Origin of the sequence: Amycolatopsis rhabdoformis (assembly GCF_035918295.1) — a bacterium.
Classification (GTDB): Bacteria; Actinomycetota; Actinomycetes; order Mycobacteriales; family Pseudonocardiaceae; genus Amycolatopsis; species Amycolatopsis rhabdoformis.
Map to the genome: position 1 here is coordinate 3,203,616 of NZ_CP142149.1, position 15,650 is coordinate 3,219,265.

Sequence of the window (15,650 nt, forward strand, 5' to 3'; positions counted from 1 at the left end):
TCACCGCGCGAGCGCCCGGCCTTCGCGGAAGAACGCCAGCAGGTCGTCGAGCTCCCGCACCGGCCGCGCGGCCCCGAAGGGCGCGTTGAAGAACTCGCCGTGACGCGGCTCGTGCGGGCCGACGTAGGCGTAGGGCTCGGGCAGGAAGCCGTCACCCGGTGAGACCCCGTAGTTCACCGCGTCGAGCGTGATCGCGACGTCGAAGTGCTCCGGCCACAGCACCGGCGTCTCGTCCGGAGCCAGCGCCCGCAGCGCCCGGTCGCCGGCCACGAACGCCGAGAGCAGGGTGGCCACCGCGTCGGCGTCGAGCTCGATGGTCTCGTCGGCGCGCACCGCCGGGCCGTCGGTGTAGACGTCGGCGAGGTCGCGCGGCTCGACCCCGATCTCGGCCGCCACCTCGCGGTAAGTGCGGCCGGGCAGGTCGGCTGCCCCCGAAGACGTGATCAGCCGGGTCCCCTCCACCGCCAGCGCGGGTGCGGCGATGGTCGCGAAGCCCGCACCCGCCACGCGCAGCTCGATCCGCTCGGAGGTGGTGAACTGCGGGCCGGCCAGCAACAACTCGGCCACACCGTGCAGGGAACGCCTGGTCGTCGTCAACGCCGTCATGCCCCGATCCTGCCCTTCGCCGGCCCGGCGGGCGAACCGGACACCCAGTACAGTCGCCGCGTGATCAAGAAGGCGCTCTCCGCTGCGGTCGCCACGGCCGCACTGCTCGGTCTCGTCGCGTGCTCCAACCCCACCGGGAAGTCGTGGGCCATCAGCTACGAGGTCACCGGCGAAGGCACCACGACCGGCATCACCTACTCCGAGTCGGTGGACCGCTACCAGGACGACTCGTCGCAGCACCAGCTCACCGGCCCGCTCGGGCTGCCGTGGAAGCAGGACGTGATCCTCAGCGCGGGCCGCGACGCCACCGTCACCGCCACGCCGACCGGCACCGCCACGCTCACCTGCCGGATCCTGCTGGACAAGCAGCGCGAGCTCGCGAAGGCGACCTCGCCGGCGCCCGGCAAACCGGTGACGTGCAGCAAGACCACCGACAAGTGAGCCGCCGCGCCCGGTGAACCGCCGTTCTTGACCGATGCCCGATCGGCGGCGCCGGGACCGGTCCCGCCCGGATGTGGTGCGGTGGGCCGGTTCCTGCCACCGGCCCCGCTCATCCCCTCGTCCCGGGGATCGGTGGCCGTCCGTCGAAAAGGTGGTGCCCGGCCATGTCCGTCCCGAGTCCCTTCCCCGAGCCGATCGACCAGAACCCGTACGACGAGGCAGAAGTACGCCGCGCGATCACCTCGGCGCGGTGGGCCATGGGCGCGCAGGCGATTCTTTACTTCGCGCTGTCGGTGTTCGTCTGGGTGCTGGTGAGCAGCCTGTCCGAGGCCGACGCCGAGGGCCTCGGCGGAGTGCTCGCGCTGGCCGCGCTCGACGCCGCGCTGGCCGTGACGATCGCGGTCTGCGCGGTGCTGCTCGGCCGCCGCGAGCCGGCGGTGTGGTGGACGACGTTCTGCGTCGAACTCGGGTTCGGCGCGATCCTGCTCATCGGCGGTCTCGTCACCCTCATCGCGAGCGACGCGGGCGGGTCCGGGGCGCCGGTCGGCATCTTCCTGTGGCTGCTGCTGGCCCAGGCGGTGCTGCGGCCGTTGCAACGGCCCGAGGTGAAGGCGGCGTTCGGGCTGCGGGTGAGCGACAAGGAGTGGCAGCGGGCGGCCGCGCGGCGGCGGCGCTGACGGGGCTCCCGTCAGGTCAGGAACTTCGCGACGGTCTCGGTGAACGCGGCCGGGTCGTCCACCCACGGGTAGTGGCTCGCGCCGGCCTGGATCACGGTGTGCGCGGCCGGGAACAGGTCCGCCATCGCGGTGGCGACGTCGGGCGGGGTGATCCAGTCGTGCTCACCCGCGAGCACGAGCACCGGCGCCGTGACCGCGGCGAGCGCGGTGCGCGTGCGCGGCGGGTCGAAGGCGCCCGCGGCGTTGTAACCACGGGCGGCGCGGGCGTGCCGCTGGGCCGATTCCGTGGCGTGGTGGGCTTTCGCGGTGTCGTCCCAGCGGCCGTAGTACAGCGGCGCGAGCGCGGCCCAGTCGGCGCTCGTCGCCCGGCCCGCGGCGACGGCATCGTAGGCGGTGGCGACCGCCGCGTACCAGGGCTGCCCGGCGCGGCGGGCGATCGCCTGCCGGCGGCCGTCCGAGGTGAGCTGCAGGCCCACGGACTGGGCGCTCGGGGTCACGAGCGCGAGGCGGCCGAGCCGCTCGGGCCGCGCGGCGGCGTAGAGCAACGCCAGGCTGCCACCCGCGGAATGGCCGAGCAGGTCGAACCGGTCGAGGCCGAGGTGCTCGCGCAGGGCCTCGACGTCGCCGACCTGCCGGTCGCACCGGTAGGTGTCCGGGTCGGTGGGTTCGGCGGAGCCGCCGGTACCGCGCAGGTCGAGCACGAGCAGCCTGCGGTGCGCGGCCAGCTCCCCGAGCTCGCCGAGGTAGGCCGCGTCGCGCATCGGACCGCCGGGCAGGCAGACCAGCGGCTCGCCCGACCCGAGCTCGCGGTAGGCGAGGGTGGTCCCGTCCGGTGCGGTGAAGGTCGGCATGCGCGGATCTTGGCACCGCCGGGTGAGCGCGGGCAAATTCGGTGGCCGGGCCCGTGTCCGCCGCCGTAGCGTGCGCGGCGGCATCGAGCACGAGGGAGCACGGACGTGACCTACCACGGAGACGCCGACGACGGGTTCGGCGCGGTCGCCGACGCGTTCGCGAGGAACTTCGCCGAGTTCCCCGAACTGGGCGCGGCGGTGACGGTGTTCGCCGGCGGCCGCAAGGTCGTGGAGCTGTGGGGTGGAGTCGCCGACGAAAGCACCGGCCGGACGTGGGAATCCGACACGGCGGTACCGGTTTTCTCCTGCGCCAAGGCGATCGTGAGCCTCTGCGTGCACCTGCTCGCGCAGGAAGGCCGGCTGGATCTCGACGCGCCGGTGGCGAAGTACTGGCCCGAGTTCGCGGCCGAGGGCAAGGCCGACATCACGCCGCGCCAGGTGCTCGGGCACCGGGCCGGCCTGCCGGTGCTCGACCGGACCGTGTCGTTCGAGGAGATCGCGCGGTGGACGCCGGTGATCGAGGCGATCGAAGAGCAGAAACCGTTGTGGGAGCCGGACTCCACGTACGCCTACCACGGTCACGTGTTCGGGTTCCTGCTCGGCGAGCTCGTGCGGCGCGTCACCGGACTGACGCCGGGCGCGTACTTTCGCGAGACCGTCGGCGAGCCGCTCGGGCTGCGCGCGTGGCTCGGGCTGCCGGAAGCCGAGCTGGCTTCGCGCGCTTGGCTGTCCGAAGCCGAGGGCCGGCCGCCGATGCCCCCGCCGGAGCACCTCCTGACCCGCATCGTGACGATGAACGGCGCGCTCGTGTTCCCCGGCCTCACCGAGCCGCACGGCTGGAACGACCCGGCGCTGCTGACCATGGAGCTGCCGGGGGCGGGCGCCACCGCGTCGGCGACCGGGCTCGCCGGCCTCTACGCCGCTGCCGTCACCGGCCTCGACGGCGGCCCGCGCCTGCTGTCGCCCGCCACCGTGACCGACGCGGTACGCGAGGTGTCGGCGGGTCAGGACTGGTTCGGTTTCGACGCCGGCGCCCGTTGGGGCTCGGGTTTCCTGCTCGACTCGCCGTTCCGCCCGATGCTCGGCGCCCGCAGCTTCGGCAACGACGGCGCCGGCGGCCAGTTCTCCTTCGGCGACGACGAGCACTCGATCGCCTTCGCCTACGTGGCCAACCGCATGATCGGCCACGGCGACGCGCGGGCCACGAACCTCGTCAACGCGGTGCGCGCCAGTCTCGGCTGAGATTCTCGGTTCCACCCGAGCCGGTATCCACTGTGGACGGAACCGCGGCCCCGGTCCCTCGTGGTGTCACCGGGAACCCGGCAACGCCCCCGTCGCGGCGAACTCCAGGCGCTTCGCGACCGAAACGGTCTGGTCGGCGAAGCGTTCGTAGAAGCGCGTGAGCAGCGTGGCCGCCACGGCCGGGCGCTGGCCGTGGGCCCAGTTCGCCGACGTGATGGTGGCGAGCACCTTGGCGTGCAGCGCGTCGACCGTCTCGTCGGAACGGCTCAGCTCCGCGTAACCACCCTCGACGCCACCGCCGCGGATGAACTGGGTGAGGCGGTCGGCCATGGCGGCGGTGACGTCGCCGAGTTCACTGAACACGGGTTCCAGCTCGGCGGGCACGGTGCGCGCCGGGTGGCTGCGCCGGACGGTGCCGGCGATGTGCGCGGCCAGGTCGCCCATGCGCTCGATCTTCTCGGCGCAGTACACGACCGCGAGCACGCCCCGCAGGTCGCCGGCGACCGGGGCCTGGAGCGCGAGCAGCGAATACGCCTCTTCCTCGCACTCGGCGCGCTGGTCGTCGAGCGCGGAGTCGCCGCCGATGACCTGCTCGGCGATCGCGAGGTCCGCGGTGAGCAGCGCCCGGGTCGCGAGCCGCATCGCCTCGGCGGCGGCCTCGGTCATCCCGGCGAGCCGTTCGTCGAGCCGGTCGAGGTCGTCCCTGAAGCCTTCGCGCATGAAGCGCGACTCTACCGAGGTCCGGCCGAGTGCGCTGGGTCGGCCAGCCCTTGCTCGGCCAGCTCGGCCTCGAGCCGGTCGGCCGGGTGGCCGCCTTCGTGACCTCCGGGCACGCGGCACACGGCGCCCTCGCCGTCCGGCGCGCCGCACTCGGCGCGGGCTTCCAGCACGCGCCGACCCGGCCACCACCGCAACCACCACCGGGGGCCGCCCGCACCCTCGCCGGTGTCACCGCGGACACCCGCGACGTGCTCCTGGCCGTGTCCCGCCTCGAGCTCGCAGTACAACGACGACCTCGCCCCGCGGACCGCGACGCTCCGCAAGACCGACCGTTCCCGCCCGGACAGCTCCAGTGGCTCCAGGCACAGCGCACGTTCCGCCATGGCCGAAGAGCGTAGGCGCATCCGCGCCGGACTTTTTCGCGACCCTGGTCCACCGGCGCGTCGCACCTGGTCATCGGGCCTGTGCGGCCGCCGGGCGCGCACCGGCGAAACCGTTGCGCTGAACCGGATCTCCCCGGCGTCCGTGCTGGGCGGTAGCCGGGCGGAGAAGCCCGGCCTTTCGAGAAAGGGTTCGTGCCCCATGCGCGTCACCACCGTGGCCACCGTCGTCTCCTTCGCCGCGCTCGCCGTGTCCCTCACCGCGTGCAGCGGCTCGACGGGCGGCGCGGCCTCGCCCGACCCGCTCGTCGCCCGCAACGCCACCGCCACCGCCACCGCGCCGGCCACGGCGAGCGGCACGCCCACCACCCTGGCCACCGCCGCGGCTCCCCCGACGTCCGCGAAAGCCCCGGCGGCCGCCTCGTTCCACGCCGAGCTGACCCTGCAGCCCGATCAGAACGTCGCCCTGCTCACGCTCGAGAACCGCGGCAAGACCACGATCACGCTCAACGGCTCGCCGAAGCTGCGGTTCCTCGGCGCCGACGGCTCGCCTCTCACCTTCCCGATCCGCAACGTGGACATCCCCGGGCCCGCCACGAGCGTCACGCTCAAGCCCGGCACCACGGCGTTCGCCGGCGTGAAGTGGACGCTCGGCGACAAGGCCGACTCCGACGCGTTCGTGGCGAGCAGCTTCGAGGTCACCCCGCCCGGCACCACCGGCACGGCGAACATCGACCTCATCGGCCTGGACGGGCACACCGTTCAGGTGCCCGAGTTCCCGATCAAGTCCGTGGAGGTCGGCACCCTGCAACCCGCCGCCCAGGGCGTGCTCGTCTTCTGAGCCGGCCGCGAGTCCACGGAGGACACTGGCTCAGCCGGGGACGGCGACCAGCAGCTCCAGCGCCGTGCACACCGACGCGAGCGAAGTGTCCTCATGCGACGCCAGCGCCACGACGAAAGCGCCTTGCAGCAAGGCGAGCACGGCATCGGCCAGCAGCTCGGCCGGCTGGTCGGCGCGCACGTCACCGCGGCGCTGCCCCTGTCGCAGCAGCTCGGCGATCCGTCCTTTCCAGACCCCCAGGTCCTCGGCCAGCTGTGCGCGGAACGCCGCGTGTTCCGCGCACAGCTCCGTGGCGAGCTTGCCCGCGAGGCAGGCGTCCCGGTGCCCGGACGCGATGAACCGGTCGGCCATCGCGCGGAAGTAGCCGGACAGCACGGCCGGGGTGGGCAGGTCGGCGCGGCCGCTCCACTCGCCGAGCTGGTCGAGCTGGAACTGCGCGTAGCGCGCGAGCACCTGCTTCGCGAACGCTTCTTTCGAGCCGAAGTGGTGGTAGAACGAGCCTTTCGGCACGCCGGCGCCTTCGAGGATCGCGTCGATCGTGGTGCCGTGGAAGCCGTGGACGTAGAGCCGGCGCATGCCTTCGCGCAGCAGCTTTTCCCGGTGCGGGATCGTCGTCGACGCAGTCATCTGCACCTTTCCGCAGCGGCCGGAGCGGGCCGCGCGGAGTGTAACGCCGCTCGCGGGGCCGGTCCAGGCGGCGCGGCTCACCGCGGCCGGCGCAGCCCCGTGATCAGCAACGACACCAGCCGGCGCGCGTCGTAGTGCTCGTCGTGCTCCGCGCCGATGCACAGGTTCCCCACGCCGCGCATCAGCTCGTAGGCCGCCACGTCGGCGCGGATCTCCCCGGCCTCGGCCGCGGCCGAGAGCAGCTGCGCACACACCGGCAGGAGCCGCTCCAGGAACAGCGAGTGCAGCGCCTCGAACCCGGCCTCGTCCGACCGCATCGCGGCCGCGAGCCCGTGTTTGGTCACGAGGAAGTCCACGAACAGCTCGATCCACCGCCCGAGCGCCGCGTGCGGCGTCGGCCCTTCGGCCAGCAGCACCGGCCCGGCCTCGGCGCACGCGTCGATCTGGTGCCGGTACACCGCCACGATCAGGTCCGCCCGCGTCGGGAAGTGCCGGTAGATCGTGCCCATCCCCACGCCGGCCTTCGCCGCGATGTCCCGCACCGGCGCGTCGACCCCGGCCGCCACGAACACCGCGGCCGCCGCGCCGAGCAACGACTCCTCGTTGCGCCGCGCGTCCGCCCGCTTCGTGCGCACGGCGGGCTCCTCGTCCACCACAGCTCTCCCTCGCCCGCCGAACGACCACAGCCGGAACACGGTTCCGTCTCGCCATGATGCCACGCCCTCAGCCGGCGACCGAGCCGCGTTCGCACCGGGTCCCGTACTCGACGGCGGTTACCTGGCTCAGTGAGCCGACGGCTCCGCCTGCAGGCTCTCCGGCGACAGGCGGTCGGCGCCCCAGCTGCGTTCGAGGTAGCCCACGATCCGGGTGACGTCCTCGGCCGGCACCTTCTCCGGCTCGCCGTGTTCGAGCGGGTCGATGTGGAAGAGGTAGAGGCGGGAGGCGAACTGGTCGAACGGCAGCGAGGCCTCGCCGAAGCGTTCGCCGTTGCCCGCGGTGGACACGACCACGCCGTCGCCCCAGTCCTGGCCGCTGTCGTTGTTGGGGTTGAAGAAGTACACGCGCATCACGTCCTGCGGGTCGGCGGCGACCCGCAGGATGGTGATCGCGTGCCAGCCCACGTAGCGGGCCGCGCTGTCGGTCACGGCGACGCCGGCCGGCTGCGGGTGGATCAGCGGCTGGTCGCCGTTGAACGCCGGGTGGTAGCTCGCGTGGAACTGGCGCAGGAAGTCATCGAGGTCGATCAGCTTGCCGGTGGCGACGTCGACGTTGATGCGGAACCCGCGAAACGCCCACCAGCCGTGGAACTCCGGGTTGACCCAGCGGTGCGGGTCGCCGGGCCGGTCGACGCAGCGGCGGCCCATCTCGGCGTAGATCCGGTCGAGGTGGGGCACCACGAGCAGCGACACCGGGTCGAGGTCCACCGGCAGCTTGCGCGCGACGCCGCCCTCGCTGTCGCGCGAGGAGATCGGCTGGCCCTCGAAGTGCATGGTGATCTCGTCGTCGCGCGCGGCCCACACCACCATCTGCAGCAGGTAGTCGGGGTCGTTGGCGGCCCACATCGACAGCGCGCGGGCCGACTGGCAGGTCGGGTTGTCCCCCTGCCCCACGCCCAGCGGCAGGCCCAGCATCGACAGCACGCCGGCGGTGAGCCGCGCCTTCACGTCCGGCTCGGCACCGAACACGGCGGTGAGGCGTTCGCGCGCCGCGGGACCGAGGCTCAGGCCCAGCTGCCGCCACAGCGCCGGCACCACCGGCGGTTCGTGCAGGATGCCGCGGTCGAGCATCAGCGCGAGCCCGTACACGGACTGCGCGGTCTCCGGGCGCACCGCCTCCTCGATCAGCGCGTGCACCAGGTCGCGGTAGCGCAGCAGGCAGTTGCGCCCGGTGTCGGACAGCCCGAGCGCCTCGGCCACGAGGTAGTCGCCTTCGTGGCGCACGAACCGCAGGAGCGCGGCGTGGTACGGGGAGACCAGGCCGGTGTCGTGCATCGCGCGCGCGAACCCGGTCGCCTCGTACTGCAGCGCGCCGGCGTCCATCGCCTCGAGCCGGGACAGGAACACCTCGATGCCCGGGTCCTCCCGGCACGCCTCGGTGGTGCCGAACAGGCTCGTGATGAGCCGGTCGAGCCCCTGCCCCGAGTTCGGGCCGAGATCCACGTCGGGGTCGCCGCGGTACACGGCGATCCGGGTGATCAGAGACTGCACCTGCTCGACCTGGATCGGGCGCTGGCGCAGGATCCGCCAGATCTCCTCCACCAGCTTGTCGAGCACGGTGGCGTAGCCGATCCCGTCGGCGACGTGGCGGAACAGCGCGCGGATGAGCTGCGCCGTGCGGCCCTCGTGCGCACGTTCGGCCTCGGTCGGCGGCGTGAACAGCAGTTCCAGGTTCATCGCGAGCACCTGCGACAGGAAGCCCCGCGCGTCCTCGGCGGACAGCGTCGGGTGCACGTACTCGCCGAGCGCGACCGCGAGCATGCGCAGCTCGCTGGTGGCCTCGATCACGACCGTGTCCGCTTCGCCGCTGTGCAACCCGGGCCCGACCAGGGCCGGCAGCAGGATCTCCGGGGTGGCCCAGTCGGTGCCCAGGAACACCCCGGCTTCCTCGATCACCTGCGCGCGGGCCTGCACCGCGGCGGCACCGCCGGGCTGCGCGAGCACGCGCCGCAGCGCTTCGAGAACCCGGCGCAGCTTCGTGTGCTTGCCGAACTCGCGCGTCCCGGCCATGGCCTGGACGGCGTCGTCGAGCGAAGCGACTCGCTTGGCGAGCGTGGTGCCGCCCGTGGCGTCGTTCGGTTTCACTGGGTACCCCGGTCGGCTCTCCCGTCTGGTCCTCAGACGTAGAAGTCGAGCTCTTCCTGTTTTTTCAGCAGATCGCGCATCCGGTAGGCGTCGTCACCGAAGAAGTAGAGCAGTCCCCAGTGCGTGCCGAACGCGGTGCGCTTGGTCACCGTCTCCTCCTGCGGCGCGGTGAGGTCGTGCGACTCGTAGTAGTCGTCGTCCTCGGTCTCCTCCGGGATCCTCAGCTCGCTCACGACCCGCCGCCGAGGGTAGACCCCGAAGCAGCCGGCCACCCCGGACGCGTCCACGACCTCCTTCGGGAAGAACGCGTCGATCTCCTCCTCGGTGGTCTTCGGGTCGAACGCGAGCGCCAGCGCCTGGTAGGCGTTGAAGCCGTAGGCGCGTTCGAGCAGCTCGAACACCTTGAAGCCCGGCGGGCGGTAGGCGACCTCGCCGAAGTACATCTCGCCGTCACTGGTCACGAAGTACTCGGGGTGCACGAACCCGAACTCGATGTCGAAGGTCTTCACGAGCTTCTCGATCTGCGCGGTGATCTGCGGCCGGTAGCGCTCCAGCTCCGGCGTGGCGGGCACGAAGACCGAGTACCCGAGCGTGACGTACTCGGAGATGTTGAGGAACTTGATCTTCCCGTTGTGGATCCACGCCTCGACGGCGAACTCCCAGCCGTCGAGGTGCGATTCCATCAGCACCGGGAACTCCTCGTCCGGGATCATGTCGATCTCGTCGGGCGTGCGGATCACGCGGTGGCCGAGGCAGCCGGCCTTGTCGAACGCCTTGAGGTGGATCGGGTCGTTGGGGTCGCCGTCGAGCTTGAGCAGCGTCTGGTTCACGCGCTTGAGGAACCGCACCACGTCGTCGCGCGCGTGGGCCTCCTCGAAGATGCCGACGCGGATGCCGCCCAGCTGCGCCCGCCGCTTCATCAACGCCTTGTCCCGCAACAACATCGCCTGACCGAACAGGCGCGGGTTGTCCATCAGCACGGAGTTGATCGCACCGGCCCACTCCACCGTCTCCTCGAACAGCGGGATGGCGACGTCGACCCCTTCCTGCTGCAGGGTCTCGGCGATCTCCATGGACCGGTCGTTGAGTCTCTCGAAGTTCCAGGGCACATAAGGGATCTCGTGTTCGGCGCAGTACTCTTCGGCCCAGTCGGGCGCCACCACTACGTAGCGGCGGTCGAAGCGGTCGAGTGCTTCGATCGCGTTGAGACTCCAGCCGAGCACGGCCAGATATCCTTTGTCGGGATTCTTGGTGACCGGTGCGGGCTGTGCCATGAACCGCTCCTCTTTTCGGCGCGTGGGTGGGGGTCGAAGGTCGGTGTCGTCCCTCCACGGTCCCAGACGAGTGGGGGTCGCGCCGATCGAGCGGGCCGGGTGTCCGTTGTGGACGGTGCTCGCGCGGCTCCGGATTGAGATCCAGGTCACGTCCGGCGTGCTCGCCGCGCCACCCGTTCGGGTGCCTGCCATCCTGTTCGCTCAAGAACGCGCGGTCAGCGCCGGAACAGACGCCGCACCGCGGCCGGGAGGAACGAAATGGGAATCATCAGCTGGATCGTGCTGGGCCTGATCGCGGGGCTGATCGCGAAGGCGCTCATGCCGGGCAAGGACCCCGGCGGCTGCATCATCACGATCCTGCTCGGCATCGGCGGCGCCTTCGTGGGCGGCTGGGTCGGCAAGACGCTGTTCCACGTGCAATTGGGCACGTTCTTCGATCTGCGCACGTGGGGCCTGGCCGTCCTCGGCGCGATCATCATCCTCATCGCCTACCGGCTGATCTTCCACCGCAGCCGGGACTGACCGGTGGCGGGGCGGCCCGTTTTGACGAGTTCTTGTCGCGAGCCGCCCCGCCGAGGGGTCACTTCACGCGCTCCAGCAGCGCGAACAGGTTCTCCCAGTGACGCTTCTCGCCGGCCTCGTCGTAGGCCGCCGTGTCGGTCATGGTGTAGCCGTGGGTCGCGCCCTCGTAGACCTCCGAGCGGTACGTGACGCCGGCGGCGTCGAGCGCGGCCTCCAGCGTCTTGATCTGCTCGGGCGACATCGAGTGGTCCTGGTCGGCGTGCCCGAAGTACACCTCGCCGGTGATCGAGCCGACACCCAGGTGCGCGCTGTCGGGCCCGTCGGTGACCACCCCGCCGGCGTGGAACGCCGCGATCGCCTTCACCCGCTCCGGGAACGCCTCGATCACGCGCAGCGCGTTGGTGCCGCCCATGCAGTAGCCGGTGATCACGACCGGCCCCTGCGCGACGCCTTCCTGCGCGGCGAAGAAGTCGAGGTACTTCTCGGCGTCGCGCTGGATCGCGCGGTCCGTGCCCAGCGCCTGGATCTGCGGCATGATCTTGCCGAAGATCTCGCCCCGCTTCTCCGGATCCGCCAGCTCCGCCACGTCGATCTGCGGCGCGCGGCCGCCGCGGTAGAGCAGGTTCGGCACGAGCACGGCGTACCCGGCCTCCGCGATCCGCTCCGCCATCTCCTCGATCCGCGGCCGCAGCCCGAACGCGTCGATGAACAGCAGCACCCCGGGGTGCGGTCCGCCGTCCGGAACGACCAGGTACGAGTCGGCGACCCCGTCGGCCGCCGGGACGTCCACCTTCTCCTTGCGCATGTCACTCCTGTCGATCAAGCTTGCTGGCTCTCGATCTCAACCTAGTACCCCGGTGAGGGCCGCCGTCAGGACGGCGTCGGCGTAGGCGTGGTCGAGCGGACGCCGGCCGGTGAGCAACCGGTAGTGCAGGGGCGCGAAAACGAGGTCCAGCAGCAGATCGACGTCGGCGTCATCACGCACGAGCTCGCGCGCCGCCGCGCGGACGGGCGCGCGGCGGGGCTCGAACCAGTGCTCGTCGAGGCGGGCCGCGAGGTCGGGATCCTGTTGTGCGGCACCGAACAAGCCGGTGAACACGCGGCCGAGTTCGGTGTTCACGTAGAGGTCCACGAAGTGGCGGGCGTGCGCGCGCAGCAGGCCTTCGACGGTGGTGGCGCGCGTGGTCACCGGCGTGGCGCGGGCGTGGTCGAGGAACGCTTCGAGCACCACGGCCGCCTTGCCGGGCCACCAGCGGTACACGGTGCGTTTGCCCACACCGGCGCGCGCGGCGATCGCGTCCACGCTGACCGCGGTCCAGCCGCCCGCGGTGGTGAGCGCCCAGGCGGCGTCGAGGATCGCGCGGTGCGCCTCGGGGTCGCGGCGGCCGGCGTCAGGCACGATCGGCCGCCCAGTTCGCGGCGATCCGCCGGTTTGTCGCGGTGATCGGCCGGACGAGGTCTTCGTACGGTTCGTCCCACGGGTCCTTCAGGCCCCAGCCGCGCTGCGGGTTCTCGACGTAGGCACACCAGTGCCAGCCGAGGCACCAGTCGAGCGCCGCGAACGCCTCGGCGGCCTCGACGTACCCCGCCGCCCGGTCGGCCTGATCGCGCCGGCTGCCGGTGCGGTGCGGGCTGAGCCGGGTCGGGCACCAGTTGCCGGTGTCGGCGACGAGCACCGGCAGGCCGGTCCGCTCGTGCCAGCGCTGAAGCGTCGCCAGCGCCGAGTCGAGCGTGCCCGGTGCGGGGAACGTCTGCACCGAGAGCACGTCGACGTGTCTCGCGGCCGCGTCGAGAACTTCCTCCGGAGCGCCGGCTTTCGTCCCGTACCGGTCGCCGAGGATCAGGTGGTGCGGGTCGTGGCGGCGGATCGCCGCGGTCACGGTGGCGTAGTAGGCCTCGGCCGTCTCCGCGAGGGGCCCGGGCCAGCTCGCGCCGGTCGGGTGGCCGGCCCAGGCCGGGCCGTCGACGAGGAAGTAGCCCAGCAGCAACGGATCCTCCGGCCGGCACAGCGTCCGCGCGAGGTGGTCGCAGTACTCGGCGAACGCCGGCGAGCGCGGATCCCGGTAGGCCGGGAACCCGTTCCACGCCTCGATCTCCGCCACGCGCAGCGCCACCGTGTACGGCAGCCCGGCTTCCGCCACTTCCTCGCCCGGCAGGTCCTCGGCGTGCCCGAGGTCCACCGCGGTGCCCGTGACACCGAGCCCGCTGCCGCTCACGTACTCCGCGGTGGAGCCGACCGTGGTGAAGCCCCAGGCCCGCAGATCCGCGCCCAGGCCGTCGCGCAGCCACTTCGCCCGTGAGCCGCCGTAGCGCGACCGCCAGAGGTCCTGGTTGTGCGGATAGCGCAGGTTCGTGTCGTGCGCGTGGGCGACGCCGATCGAGGGGAACGGTGCGCCGTCCGGTCCGCGCAACGTCCAGCGCCGTTGCCGGGCCACCGTGAAGAACGCCATGCGGTGAGGATACGAACCGGTTCGTCTCTCCCGCGGTCCGGGTCACCCGCCTGCGTGAGACCAGGAGCGATCCGGCGCCGCCGGTGCCACCATTTCCCGAATGAAGTGGAAGGGCGCGGCCTGGACCGCGGCGATCCTGGTCGGCATCGGGCTGGCGGCGGGGGCCGGGCTGTGGGTGCACTCGGCCGAGCGGACGGCCGGCGACACGTGGCACTCCGTCGGCGTGGAGGTGCCCGACCGGATCGACGTGTACGCGACCGTGCAGAAGGTCGACGCGGTCGCGCGGGAGGTCACGTTGCGGGTGCTGGTGGAGCCGCGCGGGCGGCTCGGGGAGGACAACGGGGTCGCGCCCGCCGCGGATCTCACGTTGTTGAACTCCTCGAGCCTGCGGGGTGACCAGACGTTCCCCGCCCACGAGCGCATCGCGAGTTCCGACCTGCCGATCGCGCTCACCGTCGGCGCGGTGACCGACTACCCGTTCGACGGGTACGACAGCCACATCCAGTTCGCCGCCGTGCAGGACGGCAAGCCGGTGCCGGTGCTGCTCACACTGGACAAGGTCGACAGCCTCTTCAGCGTCGCGGTGACCGGGACCGACGACGACGGCGGCCTGCAGGTCCGCTTCACCCGCGCGACGAGTGTGCTGGTCTTCGCGCTGTTCATGATGTTCGCGATGTGGGCGATCGCCGTGGCGGTGGCCCTCGGTGCGCGCCACCTCATCGCGCAGCGGCGGGGCCTGGTGTGGCCGGCGTTCGGGTTCATGGCCGCGTCGCTGTTCGCGCTGGCCTCCTTCCGCAACGCCGCGCCCGGCTCGCCGCCGATCGGCTCGCTGCTCGACTACACGGCCTTCCTGTGGGCCGAGCTGATCGTGGCGCTGAGCGTGTTCGCGTCCGTGGTCGCCGGCGCGGTGGTGGAACGGAAAAACCACAAAAGCTGAAAGCTCTGTCTGTTTCGGCCTCGCCGGATGGTCGTCCCTGCGACAACCGGACGACGAAGGAGCCCACCGTGATCACCTCGAACCTGGCCTGGCAGCTCGACCACCAGATGCACCGCGACCGTCGCGACGCCGACGAACGCCTGGGCCGACTGGCGGCATTGGTCACTCGGCGGCGCCGGTCGCGGCGTGGCCGTGCGACGATCCGGGGCGAGCACTGACCCCAGGGAGCGCACATGGCCCGGCACCACCTCGACCCCGCCGCCGAGACGACGATCGACGTCTTCAACCGGGACACCGCCCCCGTGCTGACGGTCGACGACGGCGACACGGTCGTGGTCGGCTCGCTGGACTGCCACGGGTTCCTCGAGCGCCAGCGCACGCCGGGCGAACAGCGGCCGCGGATGATCGACCCGAGCCGCGGCCACTGCCTCACCGGCCCGATCGCCGTGCGCGGCGCGGAACCCGGCACCGTGCTCGCCGTGCACCTCGACGACCTGCGGCCCGGCGACTGGGGCTGGACCGTGTCGGCGTCGAAGGACAACTGGCTCGCGCGCAAGCTCGGCGTCGCCGAAGGGCCGCGCGGGCAGCTGTTGTGGGAGCTCGACGGGACCACCGGCAAGAACCAGCTCGGCCATTCGGTCGCGCTGGCACCGTTCCTCGGCGTGATCGGCCTGCCGCCGGCCGAGCCCGGTGACCACTCCACCGTGCCGCCGCGCCCCGAAGGCGGCGGCAACATCGACTGCCGCGAGCTCGTGGCGGGCTCCACGCTGTACCTGCCGGTGACGGTGCCCGGTGCGAACCTGCTCGTCGGAGACGGGCACGCGGCCCAGGGCGACGGCGAGGTCGGCGGCACGGCGATCGAATGCCCGATGACCACCGAGCTCACCGTCTCGGTGACCACCGGCCGGCCCGTACCCGGCATCCACGCCGACACCCCGGCCGGGCGCGTCACGTTCGGTTTCCACCCCGACCTCAACGAGGCCACCGCCGAGGCGCTCGGCGCCATGCTCACCTGGCTGCAGACCCTCTACGACCTCGACCGCCCGACCGCGCTGGCGCTGGCCAGCCCGGTGGTCGACCTGCGCGTGACCCAGGTCGCGAACCAGACCTGGGGCGTGCACGCGCTACTCCCCGAGGGCGCGATCCGCTGACCTGGCCCGCAAGTCTGCCTTCGCGGCCACGAGGGTCTGCCCCGGGCCGCACTGGTCTGGTCCATCCGTGACCCTCGTGCGATCAGACCTTAATTCGAGTCGAAAACAAACAGACTTCCGTAGGGTCCGG

The 15,650-nt window shown here is 72.0% G+C and carries 19 protein-coding genes; 8 read left to right on the forward strand and 11 right to left on the reverse strand.

What is annotated here, in order from left to right; genetic code table 11:
* Nucleotides 1–606 (reverse strand): hypothetical protein, encoded by a 606-nt coding sequence (locus VSH64_RS14435; protein WP_326836097.1) that lies wholly within the window; start codon nucleotides 604–606, stop codon nucleotides 1–3.
* A 60-nt stretch (nucleotides 607–666) separates the two neighbouring features.
* Here VSH64_RS14435 and VSH64_RS14440 point away from each other — a divergent pair, with 60 nt between their 5' ends.
* Nucleotides 667–1,047: a hypothetical protein gene (locus VSH64_RS14440; RefSeq protein ID WP_326836098.1), complete on the forward strand. Its 381-nt coding sequence runs from the start codon at nucleotides 667–669 to the stop codon at nucleotides 1,045–1,047.
* A gap of 164 nt (nucleotides 1,048–1,211) precedes the next feature.
* Nucleotides 1,212–1,724 carry a hypothetical protein gene (locus VSH64_RS14445; protein ID WP_326836099.1) on the forward strand — a complete coding sequence of 171 codons (513 nt, stop codon included), beginning with the start codon at nucleotides 1,212–1,214 and terminating at the stop codon, nucleotides 1,722–1,724.
* Between the two features lie 11 nt (nucleotides 1,725–1,735).
* On the opposite strand, the gene VSH64_RS14450 is transcribed toward VSH64_RS14445, so the two are convergent.
* On the reverse strand, nucleotides 1,736–2,575 hold the full coding sequence (locus tag VSH64_RS14450) for an alpha/beta fold hydrolase (RefSeq protein ID WP_326836100.1): 840 nt from the start codon (nucleotides 2,573–2,575) through the stop codon (nucleotides 1,736–1,738).
* A 105-nt stretch (nucleotides 2,576–2,680) separates the two neighbouring features.
* Here VSH64_RS14450 and VSH64_RS14455 point away from each other — a divergent pair, with 105 nt between their 5' ends.
* Nucleotides 2,681–3,817, forward strand: a complete 1,137-nt coding sequence (locus VSH64_RS14455) for a serine hydrolase domain-containing protein (protein ID WP_326836101.1) — start codon at nucleotides 2,681–2,683, stop codon at nucleotides 3,815–3,817.
* Between the two features lie 66 nt (nucleotides 3,818–3,883).
* Here VSH64_RS14455 and VSH64_RS14460 read toward each other — a convergent pair whose 3' ends face one another.
* Nucleotides 3,884–4,537, reverse strand: coding sequence for a phosphate signaling complex PhoU family protein (locus tag VSH64_RS14460; RefSeq protein ID WP_326836102.1), 654 nt, complete (start codon nucleotides 4,535–4,537; stop codon nucleotides 3,884–3,886).
* An 11-nt stretch (nucleotides 4,538–4,548) separates the two neighbouring features.
* Nucleotides 4,549–4,920 carry a hypothetical protein gene (locus VSH64_RS14465; protein WP_326836103.1) on the reverse strand — a complete coding sequence of 124 codons (372 nt, stop codon included), beginning with the start codon at nucleotides 4,918–4,920 and terminating at the stop codon, nucleotides 4,549–4,551.
* A gap of 199 nt (nucleotides 4,921–5,119) precedes the next feature.
* Between VSH64_RS14465 and VSH64_RS14470 the strand changes: the two genes are divergently transcribed.
* Nucleotides 5,120–5,758: a DUF4232 domain-containing protein gene (locus VSH64_RS14470; protein WP_326836104.1), complete on the forward strand. Its 639-nt coding sequence runs from the start codon at nucleotides 5,120–5,122 to the stop codon at nucleotides 5,756–5,758.
* 30 nt (nucleotides 5,759–5,788) lie between these two features.
* Here VSH64_RS14470 and VSH64_RS14475 read toward each other — a convergent pair whose 3' ends face one another.
* The 4 genes from VSH64_RS14475 to VSH64_RS14490 form a co-directional block, all read right to left on the reverse strand.
* The gene (locus VSH64_RS14475; RefSeq protein WP_326836105.1) at nucleotides 5,789–6,385 is read right to left on the reverse strand and encodes a TetR/AcrR family transcriptional regulator; all 597 of its coding nucleotides are present in this window, start codon (nucleotides 6,383–6,385) and stop codon (nucleotides 5,789–5,791) included.
* A gap of 77 nt (nucleotides 6,386–6,462) precedes the next feature.
* Nucleotides 6,463–7,038 (reverse strand): TetR/AcrR family transcriptional regulator, encoded by a 576-nt coding sequence (locus tag VSH64_RS14480; protein WP_326836106.1) that lies wholly within the window; start codon nucleotides 7,036–7,038, stop codon nucleotides 6,463–6,465.
* Between the two features lie 129 nt (nucleotides 7,039–7,167).
* A complete protein-coding gene (locus tag VSH64_RS14485; protein WP_326836107.1) occupies nucleotides 7,168–9,186 on the reverse strand; it encodes a hypothetical protein in 2,019 nt (672 codons plus the stop codon).
* Nucleotides 9,187–9,218: 32 nt separating this feature from the next.
* The gene (locus VSH64_RS14490) at nucleotides 9,219–10,460 is read right to left on the reverse strand and encodes an ATP-grasp domain-containing protein (protein WP_326836108.1); all 1,242 of its coding nucleotides are present in this window, start codon (nucleotides 10,458–10,460) and stop codon (nucleotides 9,219–9,221) included.
* Nucleotides 10,461–10,718: 258 nt separating this feature from the next.
* Between VSH64_RS14490 and VSH64_RS14495 the strand changes: the two genes are divergently transcribed.
* A complete protein-coding gene (locus VSH64_RS14495; RefSeq protein WP_326836109.1) occupies nucleotides 10,719–10,982 on the forward strand; it encodes a GlsB/YeaQ/YmgE family stress response membrane protein in 264 nt (87 codons plus the stop codon).
* 58 nt (nucleotides 10,983–11,040) lie between these two features.
* On the opposite strand, the gene VSH64_RS14500 is transcribed toward VSH64_RS14495, so the two are convergent.
* From VSH64_RS14500 to VSH64_RS14510, 3 genes are read right to left on the reverse strand one after another with little or no spacing between them, the layout of a single operon-like run.
* Nucleotides 11,041–11,787 (reverse strand): dienelactone hydrolase family protein, encoded by a 747-nt coding sequence (locus tag VSH64_RS14500; protein WP_326836110.1) that lies wholly within the window; start codon nucleotides 11,785–11,787, stop codon nucleotides 11,041–11,043.
* 36 nt (nucleotides 11,788–11,823) lie between these two features.
* Nucleotides 11,824–12,381: a TetR/AcrR family transcriptional regulator gene (locus VSH64_RS14505; protein WP_326836111.1), complete on the reverse strand. Its 558-nt coding sequence runs from the start codon at nucleotides 12,379–12,381 to the stop codon at nucleotides 11,824–11,826.
* Nucleotides 12,374–13,432, reverse strand: coding sequence for an agarase (locus tag VSH64_RS14510; protein ID WP_326836112.1), 1,059 nt, complete (start codon nucleotides 13,430–13,432; stop codon nucleotides 12,374–12,376). Before VSH64_RS14510 ends, VSH64_RS14505 begins: the two co-directional genes overlap by 8 nt.
* Before the next feature lie 100 nt (nucleotides 13,433–13,532).
* Between VSH64_RS14510 and VSH64_RS14515 the strand changes: the two genes are divergently transcribed.
* From VSH64_RS14515 to VSH64_RS14525, 3 genes are all read left to right on the forward strand, one after another.
* Nucleotides 13,533–14,369 carry a DUF4436 family protein gene (locus tag VSH64_RS14515; RefSeq protein WP_326836113.1) on the forward strand — a complete coding sequence of 279 codons (837 nt, stop codon included), beginning with the start codon at nucleotides 13,533–13,535 and terminating at the stop codon, nucleotides 14,367–14,369.
* Between the two features lie 68 nt (nucleotides 14,370–14,437).
* On the forward strand, nucleotides 14,438–14,587 hold the full coding sequence (locus VSH64_RS14520; protein WP_326836114.1) for a hypothetical protein: 150 nt from the start codon (nucleotides 14,438–14,440) through the stop codon (nucleotides 14,585–14,587).
* 15 nt (nucleotides 14,588–14,602) lie between these two features.
* Entirely contained in the window at nucleotides 14,603–15,520 is a 918-nt protein-coding gene (locus tag VSH64_RS14525; RefSeq protein ID WP_326836115.1) for an acetamidase/formamidase family protein, read from the forward strand.
* Nucleotides 15,521–15,650 lie beyond the last annotated feature (130 nt).